This window comes from Chloroflexota bacterium (genome assembly GCA_018829775.1).
Lineage (GTDB): Bacteria > Chloroflexota > Dehalococcoidia > Dehalococcoidales > RBG-16-60-22 > E44-bin89.
In genome coordinates this window covers 1-19893 of record JAHJTL010000045.1, presented here as the reverse complement: position 1 = coordinate 19893, position 19893 = coordinate 1, and the positions used below count along the sequence as shown (strand labels likewise).

The 19893-nt window shown below is 47.7% G+C and carries 24 protein-coding genes and 2 tRNA genes; 10 read left to right on the top strand and 16 right to left on the bottom strand.

Annotated features, from left to right (window positions below):
* Positions 1–80 precede the first annotated feature (80 nt).
* The 3 genes from mobB to KKD83_04595 are packed head-to-tail and all read left to right on the top strand — an operon-like array spanning position 81 to position 1886.
* Complete coding sequence (mobB, locus tag KKD83_04605) at positions 81–728, top strand: molybdopterin-guanine dinucleotide biosynthesis protein B (GenBank protein ID MBU2535431.1); 648 nt, start codon at positions 81–83, stop codon at positions 726–728.
* A complete protein-coding gene (locus KKD83_04600) occupies positions 725–1456 on the top strand; it encodes a hypothetical protein (GenBank protein MBU2535430.1) in 732 nt (243 codons plus the stop codon). Before mobB ends, KKD83_04600 begins: the two co-directional genes overlap by 4 nt.
* A gap of 19 nt (positions 1457–1475) precedes the next feature.
* Positions 1476–1886 carry a recombinase family protein gene (locus KKD83_04595; GenBank protein ID MBU2535429.1) on the top strand — a complete coding sequence of 137 codons (411 nt, stop codon included), beginning with the start codon at positions 1476–1478 and terminating at the stop codon, positions 1884–1886.
* Here the strand turns inward: KKD83_04595 and KKD83_04590 are convergent.
* From KKD83_04590 to rnc, 4 genes are all read right to left on the bottom strand, one after another.
* The gene (locus KKD83_04590; protein ID MBU2535428.1) at positions 1883–2164 is read right to left on the bottom strand and encodes an acylphosphatase; all 282 of its coding nucleotides are present in this window, start codon (positions 2162–2164) and stop codon (positions 1883–1885) included. The two genes, KKD83_04595 and KKD83_04590, sit on opposite strands and share 4 nt — an antisense overlap.
* A gap of 31 nt (positions 2165–2195) precedes the next feature.
* Positions 2196–3128 carry a radical SAM protein gene (locus KKD83_04585; GenBank protein MBU2535427.1) on the bottom strand — a complete coding sequence of 311 codons (933 nt, stop codon included), beginning with the start codon at positions 3126–3128 and terminating at the stop codon, positions 2196–2198.
* Positions 3125–3280, bottom strand: coding sequence for a hypothetical protein (locus KKD83_04580; protein ID MBU2535426.1), 156 nt, complete (start codon positions 3278–3280; stop codon positions 3125–3127). The genes KKD83_04585 and KKD83_04580 overlap by 4 nt, the downstream gene beginning before the upstream one ends.
* Before the next feature lie 66 nt (positions 3281–3346).
* A complete protein-coding gene (rnc, locus tag KKD83_04575; GenBank protein ID MBU2535425.1) occupies positions 3347–4048 on the bottom strand; it encodes a ribonuclease III in 702 nt (233 codons plus the stop codon).
* Positions 4049–4159: 111 nt separating this feature from the next.
* On the opposite strand from rnc, the gene KKD83_04570 reads away from it, so the two are divergent.
* Positions 4160–4233 (top strand) — tRNA-Gln (locus KKD83_04570).
* Here KKD83_04570 and KKD83_04565 read toward each other — a convergent pair.
* Entirely contained in the window at positions 4234–4434 is a 201-nt protein-coding gene (locus KKD83_04565) for a helix-turn-helix domain-containing protein (GenBank protein MBU2535424.1), read from the bottom strand.
* Between the two features lie 136 nt (positions 4435–4570).
* Here KKD83_04565 and KKD83_04560 point away from each other — a divergent pair, with 136 nt between their 5' ends.
* Complete coding sequence (locus KKD83_04560; protein MBU2535423.1) at positions 4571–5083, top strand: hypothetical protein; 513 nt, start codon at positions 4571–4573, stop codon at positions 5081–5083.
* 492 nt (positions 5084–5575) lie between these two features.
* Entirely contained in the window at positions 5576–6277 is a 702-nt protein-coding gene (locus KKD83_04555; protein MBU2535422.1) for a class I SAM-dependent methyltransferase, read from the top strand.
* 148 nt (positions 6278–6425) lie between these two features.
* On the opposite strand, the gene KKD83_04550 is transcribed toward KKD83_04555, so the two are convergent.
* Positions 6426–6905 carry a class I SAM-dependent methyltransferase gene (locus tag KKD83_04550; GenBank protein ID MBU2535421.1) on the bottom strand — a complete coding sequence of 160 codons (480 nt, stop codon included), beginning with the start codon at positions 6903–6905 and terminating at the stop codon, positions 6426–6428.
* A gap of 266 nt (positions 6906–7171) precedes the next feature.
* Positions 7172–7852 carry a tyrosine-type recombinase/integrase gene (locus KKD83_04545; protein MBU2535420.1) on the bottom strand — a complete coding sequence of 227 codons (681 nt, stop codon included), beginning with the start codon at positions 7850–7852 and terminating at the stop codon, positions 7172–7174.
* Between the two features lie 129 nt (positions 7853–7981).
* On the opposite strand from KKD83_04545, the gene KKD83_04540 reads away from it, so the two are divergent.
* Positions 7982–8058: transfer RNA gene (locus KKD83_04540), tRNA-Glu, on the top strand.
* Positions 8059–8135: 77 nt separating this feature from the next.
* Here the strand turns inward: KKD83_04540 and KKD83_04535 are convergent.
* The 6 genes from KKD83_04535 to KKD83_04510 all read right to left on the bottom strand — a co-directional run bounded on the left by KKD83_04535 (position 8136) and on the right by KKD83_04510 (position 11429).
* Positions 8136–9302, bottom strand: coding sequence for a site-specific integrase (locus tag KKD83_04535; protein MBU2535419.1), 1167 nt, complete (start codon positions 9300–9302; stop codon positions 8136–8138).
* 260 nt (positions 9303–9562) lie between these two features.
* On the bottom strand, positions 9563–9826 hold the full coding sequence (locus tag KKD83_04530) for a helix-turn-helix domain-containing protein (protein ID MBU2535418.1): 264 nt from the start codon (positions 9824–9826) through the stop codon (positions 9563–9565).
* 150 nt (positions 9827–9976) lie between these two features.
* Positions 9977–10510: a recombinase family protein gene (locus KKD83_04525; protein ID MBU2535417.1), complete on the bottom strand. Its 534-nt coding sequence runs from the start codon at positions 10508–10510 to the stop codon at positions 9977–9979.
* A gap of 195 nt (positions 10511–10705) precedes the next feature.
* Complete coding sequence (locus KKD83_04520; GenBank protein ID MBU2535416.1) at positions 10706–10987, bottom strand: bifunctional DNA primase/polymerase; 282 nt, start codon at positions 10985–10987, stop codon at positions 10706–10708.
* Positions 10974–11123 carry a hypothetical protein gene (locus tag KKD83_04515; protein ID MBU2535415.1) on the bottom strand — a complete coding sequence of 50 codons (150 nt, stop codon included), beginning with the start codon at positions 11121–11123 and terminating at the stop codon, positions 10974–10976. The genes KKD83_04520 and KKD83_04515 overlap by 14 nt, the downstream gene beginning before the upstream one ends.
* Positions 11124–11189: 66 nt before the next feature.
* On the bottom strand, positions 11190–11429 hold the full coding sequence (locus tag KKD83_04510) for a helix-turn-helix domain-containing protein (protein MBU2535414.1): 240 nt from the start codon (positions 11427–11429) through the stop codon (positions 11190–11192).
* Between the two features lie 128 nt (positions 11430–11557).
* On the opposite strand from KKD83_04510, the gene KKD83_04505 reads away from it, so the two are divergent.
* Positions 11558–12652, top strand: coding sequence for a hypothetical protein (locus KKD83_04505; GenBank protein MBU2535413.1), 1095 nt, complete (start codon positions 11558–11560; stop codon positions 12650–12652).
* A 412-nt stretch (positions 12653–13064) separates the two neighbouring features.
* On the opposite strand, the gene KKD83_04500 is transcribed toward KKD83_04505, so the two are convergent.
* Positions 13065–14036: a plasmid pRiA4b ORF-3 family protein gene (locus tag KKD83_04500; GenBank protein ID MBU2535412.1), complete on the bottom strand. Its 972-nt coding sequence runs from the start codon at positions 14034–14036 to the stop codon at positions 13065–13067.
* 225 nt (positions 14037–14261) lie between these two features.
* On the opposite strand from KKD83_04500, the gene KKD83_04495 reads away from it, so the two are divergent.
* Together KKD83_04495 and KKD83_04490 are read left to right on the top strand one after the other, a co-directional pair.
* Positions 14262–14486 (top strand): HTH domain-containing protein, encoded by a 225-nt coding sequence (locus tag KKD83_04495; protein ID MBU2535411.1) that lies wholly within the window; start codon positions 14262–14264, stop codon positions 14484–14486.
* Between the two features lie 19 nt (positions 14487–14505).
* On the top strand, positions 14506–18009 hold the full coding sequence (locus KKD83_04490) for an N-6 DNA methylase (GenBank protein ID MBU2535410.1): 3504 nt from the start codon (positions 14506–14508) through the stop codon (positions 18007–18009).
* A gap of 221 nt (positions 18010–18230) precedes the next feature.
* Here the strand turns inward: KKD83_04490 and KKD83_04485 are convergent, their stop codons facing one another.
* Both KKD83_04485 and KKD83_04480 read right to left on the bottom strand, forming a co-directional pair.
* Positions 18231–18470 carry an Lrp/AsnC family transcriptional regulator gene (locus KKD83_04485; protein ID MBU2535409.1) on the bottom strand — a complete coding sequence of 80 codons (240 nt, stop codon included), beginning with the start codon at positions 18468–18470 and terminating at the stop codon, positions 18231–18233.
* A 161-nt stretch (positions 18471–18631) separates the two neighbouring features.
* On the bottom strand, positions 18632–18859 hold the full coding sequence (locus KKD83_04480) for a hypothetical protein (protein MBU2535408.1): 228 nt from the start codon (positions 18857–18859) through the stop codon (positions 18632–18634).
* Between the last annotated feature and the right edge of the window lie 1034 nt (positions 18860–19893).

Sequence of the window (19893 nt, the reverse complement as noted above, 5' to 3'; positions counted from 1 at the left end):
GTTAAAGCCGGTGAGATAGTCAAGGTTATAATGTTGGGCTGGGATGACGAGGATAATATTTAACTGATGGTTAACTCGATATGCCTCCGATTGTCTCTATTATAGGAAAATCAGATTCGGGCAAGACAACCCTGCTTGAAGGCCTGATAAAGGTGCTCGGGCAGCGCGGCTATCGCATAGCCGTTATCAAACACGCTGCCGATAATTTTGAACTTGATACGCCTGATAAAGATAGCCGGCGCTTAAGCCAGGCAGGCGGCGAGGTAGCCGCCATTAGCTCCAAAGACAAACTGGTCATCTTCCGGCATCTGGATAATGATGTGGACCCGCAGGAGCTAGTCCAGTACGCTGGAGCGGATTGTGACCTGGTCCTTACCGAAGGATTCAAAGGGTATTCGTACCCCAAAATTGAGGTCATCCGTGGTGAGCAGGGGTCTAAACCGATTAGTCCACCGGAGCAACTGCTGGCAATTGTCACCGATAAACCCCTGGAGGTCAAGATACCGCAGTTCACCAGAGAGGAAGTCGTTGAAATTGCCGATTTAATCGAGCAGAAATACCTGACCGGTGCGGAAGACGGTGTCGACCTGTATATTAATAGCAAATACGTGCCCCTGGATAAGGCAGGTAGAAATTTGCTGCTCAGGACTCTGGTGGCTGTAGTCTCAGGATTGAAAGAAAACGGTTCCTTGAGAAGACTGGGTGTCTTTATGAGGAGGAAATCTTGATATTCGAGGCCGATGATTTTACATTTAAACCACCGGCCGTGGTCTCAAGGGCACGCCGGATTTTAATCAAGCCGACTGCCTCACATCCGGACACATACCCGGTTTCAACGAGTAAAGGCATGCTGGCAACGATTATCAAAGGCATCCGGCGGGTCAGTGATGCTGATATTCTTATTCTGGATGGTACACCTGAGGGCGAACCGATTTATCCAGTATACCAGGCCCTTGGTTATGATTTTCCACGCGTATTGACCCTGGATGTTAAGGACTGCATCTGGGTTGAGGTGGATAATTCCCTCCCCAAACCTCTGGCTATACCCACATTCTGGATACCAAACGTCATCCTTTCCAGCGATTACCTGATATCCGCGGCGCCTCTGAAAATAATCAAAGGCAGCGGCAACCTCAGCATCATGAACCTGCTTTCATTGCTGCCAATCAATAAATATCGCAATAATTCTTCCAATGGCTGGGGTACATTATACAGTCTGGGCATTAATAGGGTCATAGCTGACCTCTATTTTACCCTTCCCTTCGACCTGGGAATTATCGAAGCCCGAAAAAAGCTGGTCAGTGGAAATGACCCCTCTCGTAGTGAGGTCGAAGAATATGGTAAGATATTTATCGGCGAACCCTATGAGGTAGACCGTGAGGTTTCCGAAACGCTTGGACTGAAGACGCCGTATTTGGATTTGATTAAAACCGCGAAAGTCGCACTTGAAACATAGATAGGCTCTTCTGAGCAGTATGACGAAAGACGATATCAGTACTGACCAATCAAGAACGCGCTGGTTTATTGACCAGAATTGGTATCCACAACGTGGTCGCTCTATTTCCGCCCTGCTTCAAAGCTGCCTCTGTGATGACTGCCGTAAGAAGCTGGCTAAAGAGGGCGACCAGACTTCCGATTCTGAACTTCTCAAGCGGACCAGAGAATGCTGCAATCACAGCACCGAGTTTATCACCGCGCAGATGCCCATTCTGGAAAGCATATTTCGGTTCTTTATCGCCAGCGGCAACGCGCCAATGACGGTGGAGGAACTGGGAAGACAGTTGCGTGAACGACGCGGCGGCGACATTTCCCGCACGTCAGAGGAGATCCTACTCCGCCTGCTGAAGAATGACCGGTATTACGGGTTTCGCCCGGTGGCCGATTAATATCTGACTCTGAAGCTTGAATAGTAACCCGTATATTCGGACCGGCTGGTGGCCACCCTGCGCACAATGGCCGCCGGCGGCCCTCTTCTGAGATATTTAACCAGCTTCTCAACACGTTCCCGTTCACCCTCAGCCACCACCTCTACGTCACCAGAGGGCAGGTTGCGCACGTAACCTCTCAGGCCGAGCTGTTGCGCATGCTCCTCCACAAAGGTACGAAAGAATACCCCCTGTACTCGACCGTAAACGGTAGCGCGAACAGAAATCCGGTCATCCATCGCCGCTCATGATTTCTATAATAATAGTATGTTACCAGTGAATAAGTCGTAATGGAAGAGACACCCGCTCATCAAGGCGATATAAACCATAACGCTGGGCCAGTTCAATCGCTGCTGAGTATTCCTCATTGGTTATCGGACGTGATATCTGTGGATGCTCAAAAGCGTGATAGCAGGGATGATACTGAGCCATGACATTTAGATATGTGTTGGCGGAAATTTCTTCAGCGAGGAATTTGACCGCGCCCTCGGTCCCCGCCAGCCCGTTGGGCAGGACGAGGTGACGTACCAGCAGTCCCCGCATAGCCACACCTGACTCATCAATTTGCAGATCGCCTACCTGACGGTGCATCTCCTTTACCGCTGCCCGGTTCACCTGAGGGTATCCTTTGACACCGGAAAACTTCTCGCCGACCTTCCCCTCAAAGTACTTCATATCCGGCATGTAGATATCGACTATCCCGTCCAGCAACTCCAGTGTCTCAATAGAATCATAGCCACCGGTATTGTAGACGATTGGCAGTTGCAGCCCCTTACCGGTCGCTGTCTCGAGTGCCTCCAGAATAAATGGCGCCACATGCGTTGGGCTCACCAGATTGATATTATGACAACCTTTTGCCTGCAGGGAAAGCATCATAGCGGCCAGCTCTGCGCTGTCCACGACACTGCCTTCACCGAGCTGGCTTATGCTGTAGTTCTGACAGAAAACGCAGTGCAGGTTGCAGTAAGCGAAGAAGATGGTTCCCGAGCCACGCCTGCCAACCAGAGGCGCCTCTTCCCCGAAGTGTGGCCCGAAGCTGGACACGATTACCTCATTTGCTGTCTGGCATTGACCGATTTCACCGTTCCGGCGATTGACTCCACAGTTGCGGGCACAGAGATGACACCGGGCAAGTAACGTTCGGGCTTTTTCCGCCCTTCTTCTGAGTTCTCCGGTTCGGCAAAGGCGCTGATAAGCAGCTATCCTTCTTCCTCCTCCGCTCCTTCCCGTTTCTTTTTCCCCTTCTTTATTACTTCTACCTGCGCCGATGGTTGTAGGATATTGACCGTTGTAATTTTTTTTGTATCCCTCTTCGGCTTCTTTGACTCTCTATGTCGGTAATCTCGTTTACCCATTGCAGACCCTCTGATTTGATTAGTTAACTACAATATAGTATCTAATTGCAGTTTAGCAAAGAGCTATTACGGTGTAAAGTTGCTTTTAGAGCGCGCCAGGGCATCGCGGGCCGCGTCTGTCTCGGCCAGCTTTTTACTTTTGCCCGAACCCTTCCCCAGAACCCTGTCGCCAAGCAGTACCTCAACGGTGAATAGCTTATCATGGTCCGGACCGGTGGCCTGAATTGTCCGGTATGCAGGCGACGAACGATATTTCGACTGTATCAGTTCCTGTAATTGCGATTTGTAATCGACTCCCCCTCCTCTCCCCATTACCTGCTCAAGTTCCTCGGCAAGCAATCTCAGCACCAGTTCTTTGGCGACCGCCAGGCCCTGGTCAAGAAAAATGGCAGCGATTATCGCTTCAAATGCGCCCGACGAGTTGGCCGGCTTCTTTCGCCCGCCGCTTGCCTCCTCACCTTTTCCCATATACAGGTAATCTCCGAGCTTCAGGCTTCCGGCTGTATCCGCCAGCGTCTCCCGCCGCACCAGAACCGAACGGATTCTGGTCATTTCACCTTCAGTCAGGTCAGGAAAATCCTGATACAGCTTCTCCGCCACAATTAAACCCAGTACCGCATCGCCGAGAAATTCCAATCGCTCATTGGATACCCTGATTTCGCCGGGATATTCGTTAAGATAAGAGCTATGTACTAAAGCTTGTTCCAACAGCGAAGGGGCTTCGAATTGTACCTGTAGCAGTTTCTGCAGGGAAACAATATCAGACATTCCTCACGTACCCTCCTCATTGAGTACTTAAAGGATAAGCGTCCGCACAAAGTATGTCAACCGATATGATTATTGCCTGATACGAAGCCACATGTTATAATTTTCTCGTGCTGGGGAATCGTCTAGTGGTAGGACAGCGGACTCTGGATCCGTAAGCGAAGGTTCGAATCCTTCTTCCCCAGCCATTATACTCCGGTGGCGCATTCGTCTAGGGGTTTAGGACACCTCCCTCTCAAGGAGTTTCTAGCCTCAAAGTTCACAACTCCCAGTGAACTTAATCTCCCTGCCAGTTCTGGATTAGGTATCCGTTGACCACTTAATATCATACTCAAATACGATTTACTTATACCCAGTTGATTAGCTAACTCTCTTTGGTGGGATGTCAATACGTAAAGGCGATTGAAGCATAATGCTTACCATGAAAATAGAAAATCCGCTAGTCTGCATTACAACTGTGTACACTATGCTATAATTAGTTCACTTTATGAATCTATGAATATTTTGATGTGACCGAAGGGGGGAATGGTGGTCAGTAGGAATCTTGATTCTAAAACCCAAAGCACAATGATTGGCAAGGATATACCTTGGGGGGAAACTAAAGGACACGGTTTTCGTGTTAAGAAATTTACCTCTCTCGCTTCAATAGGGCAGGATGAAATAAAAGAACCCAAGCAATCTTTACACAGCACACCTTATGCACTATTTGAGGTAGAATGCCCATTTTTTGACTATGGAGAGACCACTATACTTCTACCTGTAGTTCACAGATTGGACTTTCGTCATTGTTGGGAACTATTCAACGAACGGGGAATTGAACCAGAAGAAGAAGTAATAGTATCCTATTCGCCGTCAGAGAGTAAATTCTACAAATTCTTCGGGAAATCACTCCCACATTTGCTTATTGAAGTGAGACCTAAGGGAAGTTTAGAAGAGATTTACGAACTTGGTAAATATGATGGACTGGGAGTTCTAGAGGTTTTACACCGCACTAAGCCCATTGTCGTATGGGAACCATTTGAAGGCAGAATGGAATGAGTTAATTATCGCCCTATTCAGATGATTGCCAATACCTGGAATCAATACCTAAATTAAGACCTTAATTCAGCTTCGGAATTCATTAAGTTTCAAGTGTGGTTTACGCTCTTAATCTCGAATCTGAGGAGTTCATAGACTGGAAGCTTCGTATCTGGGGATAGGGAGAACTTGAGTTAAAATTTATTTGTGGTAGCTATGAATATGGGGCGTAGCATTGTTCTTATGTGTGGTTTCTGGATCTTAGAGGAAAATATTGATAGATTGTGGGCGTGTGGGGGAGGTTTAACGTTTTGTAGCTAAAATAGCAATATCAATGGTAAGAGACTGAATTTAACCAACCTGTGTTATAATAGGCTCTGTCCGAGCTTGAAATGACCAACGTCAAATCCAACGAAAGGGGATTCATGGGTCTGGTTGTCTCTTGGCTTAATGAATTCCTCAGCGCAGGAATGTGGTGAGGGTTAAATTGTTCAAATAACATTTTGGATAGATATGATGGTTGAATTGGAAAGCATACAACTATCAAGAAGTGTGGTCAAGACAATTTTAGTCGAGGGAATCCGAGGAAAATCACTCGGTAGAATATTGATGAATAATATCTTGTCGGAATTCGAGCTTTCAGGCAACATACTTGACCTAGGCTCAGGTTCAGATTCTGCTAGTTACAATAGGTTTCTAAAGTATAAAGAGCCCTGTAATGTAACATATTCTGATATGTATAGAGAGGGGGAAAATCTAGTAAGAATAGATATGGAGAAACCGTTTCAAATTGAGCATAACATTTTCGACTACGTAATGTGCTTCAATGCCCTGGAACACGTATATAACTTTAGAAATGTGATCGAGCAATCGTATAGAGTATTACGAAGAGGCGGCGTTTTCATTGGGAGCACACCATTTATACATAGGTTTCATCCTGACCCATTCGACTATTTTCGATATTCACACCAAGCTTTACTAAGAATGTTTGAAGAAGAGAATTTTATTTGCGAAAGAATATTCTACATCGGTTTTGGGCCATTTACTTTAGCGGGTACTCAGTGGACAAGTCTGATGCGCAAAGCCTTTCGACGTATATTTGTCTTCTTTGACCTATTTAATATTCTCTTAGATTGGATATTTAGTAGAATCTCAAAGGAATATCCAAAGACATATGCGCTCGGTTATGTTTTTGTATTTAAGAAAAGTTTATAATAGTAAAATCATTCATGAAGATTGAGGTAGGCTGGAGAAAACCTTGACAGACTAAAAATCCGAATTGAGACAATTCTTGAGGCGTGCGTGTGCAGGGAGGATTTAACCAATGATAATATCATATGCCGTATAAATTTGAAGCTCATACTTATTCGATTTTTTCTGCACAAACAGCTATATAAGAACCTAGTCTATATTTAGGCTTTAAGACTTCTAGCGTATTAATCCTAAAGCCGCAATTAATAATCATGCGTTTAAGCATGGCTGGCGTGAACAACCATAGATGGTCAGGGTTTTGTTCTTGTTCTCGATTTTTTAATACGTAACTTGCCATTCTCAGCCAACTATATGCATTTGGTGCAGTCACTATTAGCCTACCTCCAAAACTTAAAACACGATGCACTTCCATCAAAGCTTCTATCGGATTCGGTAAGTGTTCAATTAACTCGGCCATCACAACAGACTCGAAGCAATTGCTACGGTATGGTAGATGGTGACAATCACCAACAACGAATTTTTCCATCTTCGCTGGACAAATATCCAAGCCACAGATACTACTTACAAAGCTGGCCAAATATTCGTGTATTTCAGGCTTTTCCTTGCAACCGATGTCAAGAACTCGTCCCATAATGTGCTTACTAATGAAGTCCACGCGTCTCATCTACAATTCGAACCCATTAACTAGTTGAATTTGCTGTGTCTATGTAATTATTAGAACTTGCTTTATACTAAGCCCACACATACTGACTGTCAATACTTAAAGTATCCCTTTGTAGAACTTCAAGCTATCCTGAAAAAGTTTCCAACCTAACTTGTTGGGAATGGGTTAAATCAATAGTGTCGAAGTTCGGTTTTTCATGACCTTCGTATACAACAAGCCTAATAAACTGATGTCTATTTAGAGAAGTTCTGACCACCATTTACCTTACGATATAACTCCAGAGCATTATCGAAATCAAAGGTCTTAGGGTATCTCTCCACCATAGTGATATTCTCCCAGCCACCGAGAGCCTGGACTACACGAGTAGATAGACCTGATTTAACTTGGTAGACACAGAATCCTCTCCGAAAGCTGTGTGCATTACACTGGATACTACTTTCAGCCTTTAACCTTTTCAATATAGTCTGAGCACCACCCTTCGTGACTTCAAAGCTATCGTGTTCGCTGAACCACTGCCTTACTAGACCATTACCAGCAAGGCATTTGCGATAACGATTTCCCTTACCCAGTACAATAACAGTTCCCTCTTCCCAATTGAAATCACTTGCCTTTATATTCACGGCTTCTGAGATTCTAATCCCCGAGTACCATAGTAAATTGATAAGGGCTTTATCTCGCTCACAATGGCAGTGATTCAGTAGAATTTCAAGTTGCTCTTGGTTAACAGCAGGTAATAACTTCTTTTGTGTCTTAGGTGGAGAGACCTTTTCAATAACATTCTCAGGTATGTAACCATTGTGATATAGCCACCGTGATAATGCTCTAAGACATGAATAAAACTTAGCTTTACCGTTACCGCATGTCAGGCTATTGAGATAGGTAGTGATACCCTGAGAAGTAATGGGATAACCCACAAAGCCATCAAGCGTATAGTGGTAGGCTTCAATGCTTCGGGAACTTGTTCCTTGTGGACGTGATGTGATAAACTTTTCGAGTAGCCAATTTGTGAACTTTTGTGAACTTTCTGTGGCTATCTGACTCGTGGCGCATTCGTCTAGGGGTTTAGGACACCTCCCTCTCAAGGAGGAGATCACCGGTTCGAATCCGGTATGCGCTACCATTCTCTTTCTAAACCTCAATATTGCAGCTAAAACGGGCCTGTCAAAAGGCCCGTTTTTTATTTCTACTAACCGTTTACTAACGCTTTTGTTCTGAAGTCTCATTAACTACCTGGTGGTTTATCAGGTCATCAAACCGTCTGGCCGCGGCTTCTTGGATGCCGGGTACAACGTGAGAGTATATGTCTAGCGTCATCTCAATACTACTGTGACCTAGTCTTTCCTGAACCACCTTCGGGTGTACACCACCTTTCAGCAGCATGGAAGCGTGAGAGTGCCGGGCGTCATGGAAACGGATGGGCTTAACGCTGGCTTTCTTCGCTGCGCTCTGCCAGGCCCGAGTTATTGTGTTAGGTCGAAGCGGCTTTCCGTCTGGCTGAGAGAACACAAGATTCGTCTCCTGGAGCGGCTTCCCGGCGAGCAAACCGTCCTGTTCCTGCCTTTGCCGATGGTCGCGGAATACCAGGAGAGCGACCGGCGATAAGGCGATGGTACGGCGACTCTTTTCGCTTTTAGGCTCAGTGAATACGTAACTACCATCTTTCAGGTGATGCAACCCACGTCTGACAGATAGCTGGCAGAAGACGAAATCGATATCCTGCCATTGCAGCCCGAGGGCTTCGGACCGTCTCAACCCAGTGTACAGGACGGTGTGGAATAGCGCGAAGTACGGCGAATCTTCAGTGGCTTTCAGGAACCGCACAATCTCCCAATCATCCCATGTTTCCATTTCGTGTCGGTGCTTGGGCGGCGGTTCCACTGCGTCTGCAACATTCCGACTTACGAGTCCCCACTTGAGAGCCGTATCTAACGCCTTGTGAATGACTGCATGATGATAACGGACCGTCATCGGGTTTAGTCCAGCTTCAAGGCAGCTCGTGTAGTGCTTTTGTAGGTGCTCAGGCTTCAGTTGAGTTAGAGCAACTTTCCCGAAACTGGAGGTAAAATGCTGGCGCACAAGGTCACGGTAGCGTTCAAAGCTACGCGGGGAAAGGTTAGGCTTTGCGTATTCTGAGAGCCAGCGGTCAAGATATGCCGTTACAGTAACCTTGCTTGGTTTGGTAAGCGTCCCTTGGTCATTGGAAGTTAGCAGTTCGCGTAGCACCTTTTCAGCATCATGCTTCGAGCCCTTGACGGTAGTCCACCTCTGCTTTCGCTTTCCTGTTTCGGGGTCTCTCCCGAGCGGAATGACCACGGTCCAGCTACCCGGCGCTTGGTTTTTCTGTTTGAAGATTGAACCTCTCATTTCGATTGCTCCTTTCTTGGTCCACTCATTTTGGTTTTGAGTTTATCCCAGTACGGACTACGACATTTAGGGTTGGGGCAAGTGTTGGGTAGCCTATCAAGTCGGCTAGGCCATTCGTGACCGCATCTGAGGCATTTATGAATCCTTATCATACCTGTAATATATACTGCTGATGTATATAATGTCAATGCTCCGGCCGGGATTCGACAATATTCACTTGCTCCATGGTTTGTATGCTTCCCGCTGACAGTTCCGCGAAGCTAGTCGTGGCAGTTCATTCCCCCCTTGGTCTGCGCCTCAAGCCACTTTTCTAACGCCGCGCGAGGTACGACCAGCCGTTTCTGTCCCAGCCGTATCACCGGTATAATGCCCGCGCGGCATAACTCATAGCAGTTAGAGCGGCTGATGCCCAGTTGCACCGCGACTTCAGGGATTGAGAGGCAGAGGCGTTCGGGCGTCTGATTTGTTGCCGCCGCCGTCTTACTCCCTGGGCTTCGGTTGTGGTCGTCGTGTTCTGCGCTCACCGGCTTACCTCGCGCTTGTGGGCATCCGCACCCTTGTGTGGTATGGGAAGGTCAAGAAGCACTGGATAGAACTTCCTCATAAAAAGGTTCCTTTGTTTGGTAGCTTGTTTATTGCCTGTCAAAAACATAAAAACGTTCGCCCTTTTTTAACTACCGTTTATTTGCATACCTCAGTAAGTACCCGGTGCGCTTCCGCTTGCCCTTGTCCTTTTTACCGGCTGGCCGCCCTAGCTTCTTACCATTAGCTATTGCCCTGGCCAGCCCCGCCTTAGTTCGTTCTGACCGCCTGTCGCTCTCAAACTTGGCTGCCCAGGCTGACATGGCAATGAACATTTCACGCATAGGCCCGGCATCCGGGTGTGTCCAGCTCTCATTTACGCTTACGACATGGCAGCCGTAAACCTCAAAAGAGTTAATCAGTTGAAGTAGCGGCCCTATACCCTGGCGGCTTAATCTGTCGAGTGCCCATATTAGCAGCACGTCATACTTACGTTTGCCGCCCCGGATATCGGCCAGCAGCCGGGCCAGTTCCCTTTGATGTCCGGCTCGCCATGCGCTCTCATTCTCGCGGTAGGTTTCAACTATCTGCCAGCCCCGGCTTTCGGCATAGGCTTCAAGTGCCGGTAGCTGGTTATCAACATTCTGCTCGGTTGTGCTGACGCGAAGATATAGCGCTGCTTTCATGGCTCCCCCTGTATTACATCCTTTAACTTCAGCCCATTGGCTTTTAGGGTAGCAAAAATGTATCCCTCGCTGCACCTAAGCTCCTGGGCCGCCGCCGCAACGCTATGGTGTACCTGTAGGGACTCTAGAACATTTTTGAGTGGAATGTTCAACCGTTTCCGTCCTAGACCATTCACCACTACGGAATGCCCGCAATTAGGGCACTGAACTATCATTGGCCGTTATCCTCTTGCTGTTTAGCCCGCCATGTCCCGCGTCAAAGTCCAGAACTAGCAGCCCGTCCGTAACTAAGCCTAAATATTGGCTCCAGGGTGCCGTGCCCATAGCTCGCGTACGCCTTGTTGCGTCATACTGGCGTCTTTTAGCCCGCGAGTACCCCTGAATAGAATTTTTGCCGTCAAGCGGGAATACCTTGTTGCCGTCTGAGGCAAGCGCTAGGGCCGCGCTTAGGGTGTCTGTTCCGCTAGCCGTTCTCATGGCCCGCCTCTTGCTTAGCTTCCGTGACTAGCTTCCGCCACACCCGTCGCCATTGGGCTTGTTTTGCCGGTGAAGCTGGTCCAGGCCGAATGTCAACCGTTACCTTGATTGGTGTTTTGGCAATTGACTTAGGCACTTTCCGCCTCCGGTGTATCGGGTAACGGTTTCCTGACCGACTTTTCATTCCGTAGAGCCTCTGTTCTCACGCCAATCGGTCCTTCCTTTGACTACCTGACCGCCCCATTGCGTTCGCCTTTAGGACCCGGAAAATACGCTCAAGAAGTTCAGGAGTCGGTCGCCGCCTTCCTGCTTCGATTTCAGATAGCCTGTTCGGAAGTATGCCAACACTTGCGGCTACTTCATATTGGCGTAGCCCGGCTTTTATACGAAGAATCTTGATTTCAACTCCCTCTGGATAACCGCTAGCTTGTGGTACTTGCACGCTAGCCTCCTCTCCCTTTTCATTGCATCAGCTTGTATCATCCACTATAATTATTGTATGAACTTCTTCCATGATAGTCTCCAACTTTTTTCTCAACTTCTCTCACTCTTCTCACGGGTGTAGGTTTGATGCGAACAAAGGTGCCTTGGCCTGACAAAATCAAAATTTGGGAGTTACGCTACCTATTGGAAACTCCAATAGACAGAATCAGACAGGAACGGCCTCTGCACGAAGCCGCAGAAACACCGCCGTCCTACAGTTGGAACACAGTTAAAAGTGTGGTCGATGAATTTCCACACCTGAGCGAGGCGCAAGCCGGGGAATTGCCGGCCAACCTTCAAAAGCGGTGGAAAGAACTGCAACCTACTCGCTCTGGCAAAGGGCAAGAGGCTCCTGGCGAAGACTTACCAATCGTAGCAAAGGAGCTAAAATCTCAGCTTTTCCTTCCGGCTCCCGAAACAGTTCGCATTGATGATTTTGGCGGGCATGGACATCATATTATTCGCTTCAGGCAAGACATCTTTAAAGTGGTATCAAAAATAGGCTATAACACCGGCAAGTTCTGGGTTTCCAAGGAAGACTTGCGTCCCTCTAGCGAGATACCCGCTGACCTTGAAATCAATTATATTGTTTCCCCCTTTGGTACCTTGGAGCTGTTTTGCCCTGTTGAAGAGCACCCTTTATTCCAAAAGTTACTCTCTAAAGCAGCACAGGAGAAATTCTCTATTCGAAAAAAAGAAGGTGGCCGGTATATGATAATGTGCCGCGACATTTACAGGAAAATATACACCGAGGCAAGAACTCGTACTTTTCAATCCGCATGGGAGACTGTCAAGATAGGTCCCCAGCCTTTAACTCCAAATTTTGCTGATCTTATCTATCTGCTTGCAATCTTGCACCGTCGTAGCCCTAGCCAGTTCCCTATACCTGACGAAAAGCTATATCAAATCAAACCCCGGGGTCTATTTGTCTCCGAGCTTTACCTGGGCTTAATACACCTGGCAGATGCCCCTGAGCTACCACCTATTCCGCCACCCCCATCTAATATCCTTTTAAATGGTTATATTAATATCCACCAGGATATGATTGGAAGCTGGAGTGCCTCACTAGATATCACAGAATTGTTGAAACTTTTTGAGGTCCTCCGCGGAATTGGGGAGGCGATTAAACAAGAACTGATGACGGATCATCCAGCCCAACAAGATAGCCCGCTGGTGAGATAAAAGAACCGGGGGCAGTTATCCCCGGTTCTAACGACCTTTCCTTTCTGGCGATACTCTTGTGGTAGTACCGCTTCTAACCGGATATATAATTCAATGCCCGCCTTACTGCTTCGTGAGAGACACCGTATTCTTTAGCCAGCTGGCGCAAGCTTTCGGTCTTATGTCGCTCAGCGACTTCAGGCCAAATCGAGGGTAGGAGTTTATGTCCGCTTCTAAAGGGAACCGAAACGATGACAGGGAAAAGGCCCGTTTCCAAGTCTTGAAGATATGAGCTCGAATCCCCCCTGGGTCGCTCTACACAGCGAGTCCACCAGCAGAACAAAGAGGGTGATAAAAAGAAAGAAGAATAGCACACATTCTGGACTATTGTTGGGAGTGAAGCAAAATGCCAAGGCTACAGCCGAGAGTCGGGCTATCTTACATACATGGAATCCAGCCTGTTGTTTACCGTCTCAATATCAAATGCCTCGGCATCGAAGTGGCCCCCTAGCCACGTCATGGTTTCCGCATAATCCTCATTCCTCGGGTCGCTAATAGTTTTTAGCAACTCCGCATACCCATGCACGCCACCGCAATCCTCTGGCGGGCATGCGCGCTCTCCCCCCAAGCAAGATAGGTATGGCGTGAACGAATCTCGCGGAAAAATATTTTCGACTACGAGCTGGTGTGTCCAGTTATCGCCAAAGTCATACACGTATTGAAAAGTTTGCCCCTTTTTCTTCAGTAGCTGGCTGAGTTTTACCCGCTTTGAGTTCTTGAATGGCAGCTCGTAAAGTTCATTGTCGGGGTCAGGCATCGCATATTCATCTGCTCCAATTTTAAAGCTATAGAGATGTGAATTCGTCCAGCCCATGACTCTTTGAAGGATGAGGTGCAGACGGTGCAATGTCACACTGGAGGGTACCACAAACCGCCGCCAAATGAGAGGGTTGGTCTCTAACAACGCAACCCGAAGCTGATACACAGAATCCTGCATTGGCACTGGGCTGGCTTCTTGGTGGCCTTTATTAGCTACTGCCTTACGCTCCCCCCTAGTATTGGAGTACTCTGCCCAATTCTCGATAATGCAACATAAGCGGTGGATACGCTTGTATATTTCTTCATTGGTCTGAAATAGCATAATCGCGCGATTGTAAAGAGTGATCTTTGTCGTCCCCAGCTCATGGTCTATCTCGAGAAAATCAACTTGTACGGGGTCGCCGGCGTCGGGGATCCCGTACGTGCCTCCTGAGCTGAGTAGATCATTATCAAACACTGAGTCCACAATCTCGCGTGTCAGGTTCGGTCCCTGTAGGATTGTGGTCTTGAGACCTTGCAGGTTCGAAGGATCAGAAATCATGCCCCGGCTGTAAATAATCTTACTGATCGCTGGACGTGTACTCATATCGCCCTTCCGAAAAAATTGCTGGTCACTTGAGCCTTGATGGAATGGGATAATTATAACATTCTCTCAGGCTTTGCGCCAAATCCTTGTGGCCCTATCCTTGGTTTCCTCACTGCACATTCCGCTATATTAGTGCAATCAGTTATCTCCATCAACATCCGATTGACAACCATCATTACACGGGCATATACTTAGGCAAATAGGCGCGAGAGGTTAAAAGACTGTATGCCGTATGAGCGTACACAACAAATTGAGCAGCGATTCAAAGAGGCAATTGAGTTGATCAGTAAGAAGCGACTGAATGCGAATCAACTGGCTTCGGAACTGGATGTCTCACTTCCCACAGTGCAACGCATTATTACGGAGTTAAGGCGGCGCGGTTATAAGATTCGGTCTGTGCGTGATGAACTTGGTTGGCGATATGAACTCGCGGGTGGTCTGAAAGACTAGCCAAGTTGGGAGCTGAAAAATGGCAGCAATAAATGAGAGACAGTGGCAGGGAAGGGTTCTTCAGTGGACAAGCGAACTGCTGAAGAAGTACCCCGATTTGCCCTTCAGTAAAGTCGATCAGGAATTTGAGGTTCTGGTCGACGGTAAGACGCGCCGGTTCAATGACCTGACCCTGTTTGATAAGCAAGGCAAACCTGTGTGTATATTTGAATTAAAACTTCCTGATAAAAGTGATGGGCGTTCACCCAGGTACTTGCCGGTAGTTACTAAGACCTACAATTCAGCCGATTCGGTAGGTGCGGAATACTTTGTTACCTGGAACGTGAACAGCGCAGTTCTCTGGAAGACTCATATCCCTGGCCGAGCACCTTACGAACGCTCCTTAATTCAATATCCCTCTATAACCGCTATTCGCTCTTCTGAGGCACTTGATCTCCCAGATGTGGAGGCGTCGCTTAAACAATGGGTAGAAGACTTTTTACAAGCCTTCGCCCGCATTGTAAATGGTGTCGTCCTTGCTCCACCCCAGCCATTGGATGAAGGATTTATACAAACCATACAGAGCTATATGGAACCACTCCTGGTAGGCTTGGTGGCCGCAGAACTTCAGAAGCGCTACAAGTCCGACCGAATGTTCGCGAAGGGCTTAAGAGAATGGGCAGTGCGGGACCAGGGATGGACTTGGGATGATAGCCAGCAAGCCCTTCCTGAGAGTCTTTCCCGAACCGCCCGACTGGCCTGTTCTATGTTGGTAAATAAGATCGTCTTCTACGAAGCCATGCGTAAGGTTTACCAGGGTCTACCGGCACTGAGCGTACCCACCACTATCAAAACGGGTGAGCATTTGCGGACGCGGTTCGGCGAAATCTTTGCTAAGGCGATGCAGATAGACTACGAAACCGTATTCACTGAGGAATTGGTGGATACGGTGCCCTATGTGGCTGACGAGGCGGTAGAGTTATGGCGGGAAATGGTGGAGGATGTAGAGCGGTACGACTTTACACGCTTTGGTTACGAAGTAATCGGTCGTATTTTCGAGCGACTAATCGCGCCTGATGAAAGGCACAAACTGGGGCAGTATTTCACGCCTTCTTACGTCGTTGACCTCATTAATACTTTTTGTATCCGGAGCGGAGATAGTGTTGTTCTTGACCCTGGCTGCGGTGCCGGCACTTTTCTGGTGAGAGCCCACAGCCGACTGAAAAATATAGCCCCTGGGAAGAACCACGAAGAACTCCTGGAGCAGTTGTGGGGCATAGATATTGCCCGATATCCAGCCCATATGTCGGTGATTAATCTGGCGGCGCGTGATCTGGCATCCACCGAGAACTATCCCAAAATCATTCATGATGATTTCTTCAAGGTATTTCCCCGGCGAAGCCAGTATGAATTTTACAAGCGGTCGTACAAAGTGGCCAGCGTATCCACGGAAAAAGTTCAAACATCCGTGCCCCTTTTTGATGCTGTTGTCGGCAATCCTCCTTACACCCGTCAGGAGGAGATGGAAGACCTTTTCCCGGGCCTCAAAGAGAGGGCACATGGCGCCATAAAGACAGACTGGAAACTGGAGGTATCAAAGCGCTCCAGCATCCATGCCCTTTTCTTTTTGCATGGAGCCGCGTTTGTCAAAGAGGGCGGTTATCTGGGGCTACTAACCCATAGCTCCTGGGTGGATGTCGACTACGGGAAATACCTGCAGGAGTTCTTCCTTAAACACTTCAAGGTCGTTGCTATTCTGGAACCGCAAGTCGAACACTGGTTTCCCGCAGTTGATGTCAATACTTCTATAACCATTCTTCAAAGATGCAACAATAAAGCCGAACGTTCAAATAACACGGTGAAATTTGTCCAGATGAAAGCGCCCCTATCTGAATTCCTGCCGAAGTACGGTGGTGAAGAAGATCGCACGACTGCTTTCGAAAACCTGGTCAGTCGCATTGAGGGTGCTGATTCCTTGCAGGAAGATGACCTCTGGCGTATCTTTCCGGTCAAACAGGCTGACCTGTGGAATGAAGGCCTAGGCGAAGACGGGAAATTCACCGGTTCAAAATGGGGCAAATACCTCCGGGCACCGGATATCTTATTTCACATATTGGAGCGGGGCAAGGACAGATTCGTACAACTGAAAGATTTTACTCGTGTCAGATTTGCAATAAAAACTGGAGCTAATGATTTTTTCTTTGTTACCGACATTACTGACAATGTATCTGAGACAGAGCTCAGACAATATGGCATCTCTCCTACGAAAAAGAAACAACTAAGGTTGGTCGAGTCTGGAGACGGTGGTCGATACGTCATTGAAGCCGAATATCTGAAGCCTCTGGTGAAGTCAACGCGTGATATCAAGTCTCTAGTAGTAGATGAATCTATTACCAAGTTTCGGGTACTTATCGTTTCTGATGAGAAGAAAGCGTTGGTAGGCAAGCACGTACTGAAATATCTCCGGGCTGGAGAGACACAAACCTTCGGTATCGGGCCACGAGCCGGAGTACCAGCTAAGAAAAAAACATGTGCCAGCCGAAATCCCTGGTACGCTATTGATGAGCATAATAAAGGTGCTTTCTTGTGGTTTGTGCTCATCACTGATACTCATGCTGTATCGTACAATCCCGGAGGGTTCCTTTCTGACCATAGGTTTCACAACATAGAACCACTAAAAGAAGATAACATTGAACTGATGTGGGGTATCCTCAATAGCATGTTTACTTTTATCTGTGCTGAGTTATGGGGTAAACAATTTGCGGGAAGGGGAATAGATTCTATAGCTACTGATGTATATGAAGTGGCTCAGCTTCCGTTCTTAAATCCAGAGGCCATTACCGAAGAGATAGCCACCAAGATAGTTGATGCTGTTCGCAAAATAGCTGATAGACCGATTTTGCCCGTGCTGGAGGAGGTCAACCAGCCCGACCGTCAGGCTTTGGATAATGCTGTCCTGGAAGCAATTGGCTTTGACGAACCAGAGGAACGAAGCAAGGTTTTATCCGAGCTTTACGATGCTGTCTGCAAACGCGTGGAATCCCGTTTTGAACGTGCCAGGTCTACCCAGCATCCTGGGGAGAAGAGACCTCGCCCTAACGCGGAAGCAATAGCTGAGGAACTGTTCAAAGAGCTAAGTCCCGAGTTAACCAGGAAATTCCCCGATGACTTTCTGCCTGCGGGAACGAAGACAAAGCTCATGCAGCTTTCAGAAGGAACTGAGGATTTTGAGAGGGTGACATTTAACCGGCTCAGGATTGGAGGCAAGTTAATGGACTTCGACAATCCGGATGAGGCTGAGTTTATCCAGTTCGCCGTCCAGGCCGGAGCATCAGACTCAATAGCCATTCCAATTGAATCAGGCCTTCTGCATGATGCAGTAACCAGCTACAGAGGCTATTTGCCAGACCTGGCCAAACACGTCGAGGAGCTTGCCTCGTCCCGGACGCAGGATCGGAAGCTAAAACAGCGTATTATTGAGGCATTGAGACAAAGGCTGGGTTTACGCTCATTACAGGCGGATAAGACGGCCAAGTTAATATAGGTTTTTATAAAGGTGGGACAATCGGGAGGTAAGACATGAACACTATTGTTCTATGCATTGAAGGTCTTCAGGCAAAGTTGGAAAAACACAGAAAGGATTTGAGAAACTGGAACCGACTCATTTCTCTGACTTGTCAGTGTTTACCAGACAGGAGTAGGTCGCTACGCCAGCCACAAATTAACCGCTGAACAATCCGTCAAAAAGTGACCGACGCTGGTAAACTAAATCACGAGGCAGGTCACTGTTCTGTAAACGCCGGGAACGGAGTGAATTTTATCCTCTACCAGAGCACCAACCTCTTGCGGCGTCTCACCTTCTACTTCAGCAATGACATCATAAGGACCAGTCACGGAGTCAGCCATCTTAACTTCACGACCTAGCTGCTTGAGTTCCGCTACGACCTCCGCGGTCCTAGCTATCTCTACCTCTGTTTGTATCAGCACAAAAGCCCTGACCGTCATTAAGTGCTACCAGCGCCTACTTCGAGAACTTACCTTTTCGCGTTCTGCGCCAACATAATACTCGGTTCCGCCTTTTCCCACTTTGAAGATGCAAACAGGCTTTCTACCAGCTACCACCGAAATACTCGACCTCGTTTTTACTGTCATAAGTGTTGACAGCTCTAACCGGTCCTTTTCTGTTTTCTTTCTCTTGGAGTCTTCTTCCTAGCGGCTTTGGGTGCCTTTTTCGAGGGTTCGGTGGTTTTAGCAGGCTTCTCCCTAGTCATCTCCCGTGGCTTTCCCTCGACTGGCTCGGCTGGCTTTTCCTCAGCAACTTCCGGCGCCTTTTCCTCAGCAGTCTTCGCTACTGGCTTCGCTCGTCGAAAGAATGACTTAATCCTATCTAGCACTGTTATTATTCACCTCCTATGTTCGTGTCCTATATTCGTGCGACCCTCCCTTGTTTCAAACTAAAAAGGCACCAGCAACGCTAGAGATAGCAACCCTGGTGCCTTTTCCCATTCCCCCCGACTCCTCCAACCTGATTTATATTGCTTCTGTGCTTACTTCATGTCTTCGGCTTGAGTATAGTCCTAGTCTGTGTGGTTGTCAATCGCTCCAAAATAGGGAGATGACTCTTTTTGCATGCAGCTACGATAACCCCCCAACCTGTTCTTTCTATTTGCGCTGCGATGCACAATTAGCCAGACTGCATGCCAGCCAAGCACGCCAGCGTCAATCATCATTTTGGTGCTCGATTACGAGTAATGACTAGCGGACATATATGTCGTCTTGACCCACCTCAAACTCAGTGAAGCATGAAGTACATTGAAATGTGACTCTGCTCAAGGATTGCCCTGCTCTCTCTATTCTGGCCACGGAGGCGAAGTTACCATCTTTCGGGCAACGAGCAACCATTGTGTACTTATATCCAGTCTGCGCGTCCACAAGAGCAGGCTGACCTTGAGCGAACATCCTTTTCACTTTTTCTATGTCCTTGAATGGCTCCATAGCCCACCTCTCCGGACTTAAATTTGAGCCTAGCCCACGTCTCATCTAATGCTATAACCATCCGTCTTGACTGTCAATGCTCCAACAATGAATCTTTTCGGTCAGGGTATTACACTTTCCATCTCTTTGTTTAGTGTTCAAAGGTAAGTGCCCTACTCTGAAAACCTAGCCGGGCAGCCTGCTTCCAAAAATGTCGCTCCCTGAAGCAATCTATCCCCCAGGAATTTTGTCGCTTTACCCAAACCTGGGCCGGTTACGTTTGTCGCAAAAGGTGGTTCTAATCTTCAACACTACGAAGAAGAATAGAAAGGTTGAGCCTAAGGCAAGCCGCGACTATCTCGAGCGAAACCCGATGTTGCGACAAAATGCAATATCCCTAGCTTTGGCAAAGCGACAAAGAACGGGTAAAACCTGGGGTGGGAGACAGACAGCT

Bases quoted from the DNA above. Each gene is read 5' to 3' on its own strand.
- KKD83_04490 (MBU2535410.1), top strand. From the start codon at position 14,506: ATGGCAGCAATAAATGAGAGACAGTGGCAGGGAAGGGTTCTTCAGTGG.
- KKD83_04520 (MBU2535416.1), bottom strand. From the start codon at position 10,987: ATGAGAACGGCTAGCGGAACAGACACCCTAAGCGCGGCCCTAGCGCTT.
- mobB (MBU2535431.1), top strand. From the start codon at position 81: ATGCCTCCGATTGTCTCTATTATAGGAAAATCAGATTCGGGCAAGACA.
- KKD83_04590 (MBU2535428.1), bottom strand. From the start codon at position 2,164: ATGGATGACCGGATTTCTGTTCGCGCTACCGTTTACGGTCGAGTACAG.
- KKD83_04560 (MBU2535423.1), top strand. From the start codon at position 4,571: ATGGTGGTCAGTAGGAATCTTGATTCTAAAACCCAAAGCACAATGATT.
- KKD83_04495 (MBU2535411.1), top strand. From the start codon at position 14,262: ATGCCGTATGAGCGTACACAACAAATTGAGCAGCGATTCAAAGAGGCA.
- KKD83_04485 (MBU2535409.1), bottom strand. From the start codon at position 18,470: ATGACGGTCAGGGCTTTTGTGCTGATACAAACAGAGGTAGAGATAGCT.
- KKD83_04555 (MBU2535422.1), top strand. From the start codon at position 5,576: ATGATGGTTGAATTGGAAAGCATACAACTATCAAGAAGTGTGGTCAAG.
- KKD83_04580 (MBU2535426.1), bottom strand. From the start codon at position 3,280: ATGGGTAAACGAGATTACCGACATAGAGAGTCAAAGAAGCCGAAGAGG.
- KKD83_04505 (MBU2535413.1), top strand. From the start codon at position 11,558: ATGCGAACAAAGGTGCCTTGGCCTGACAAAATCAAAATTTGGGAGTTA.
- rnc (MBU2535425.1), bottom strand. From the start codon at position 4,048: ATGTCTGATATTGTTTCCCTGCAGAAACTGCTACAGGTACAATTCGAA.
- KKD83_04500 (MBU2535412.1), bottom strand. From the start codon at position 14,036: ATGAGTACACGTCCAGCGATCAGTAAGATTATTTACAGCCGGGGCATG.
- KKD83_04535 (MBU2535419.1), bottom strand. From the start codon at position 9,302: ATGAGAGGTTCAATCTTCAAACAGAAAAACCAAGCGCCGGGTAGCTGG.
- KKD83_04595 (MBU2535429.1), top strand. From the start codon at position 1,476: ATGACGAAAGACGATATCAGTACTGACCAATCAAGAACGCGCTGGTTT.
- KKD83_04525 (MBU2535417.1), bottom strand. From the start codon at position 10,510: ATGAAAGCAGCGCTATATCTTCGCGTCAGCACAACCGAGCAGAATGTT.
- KKD83_04550 (MBU2535421.1), bottom strand. From the start codon at position 6,905: ATGGGACGAGTTCTTGACATCGGTTGCAAGGAAAAGCCTGAAATACAC.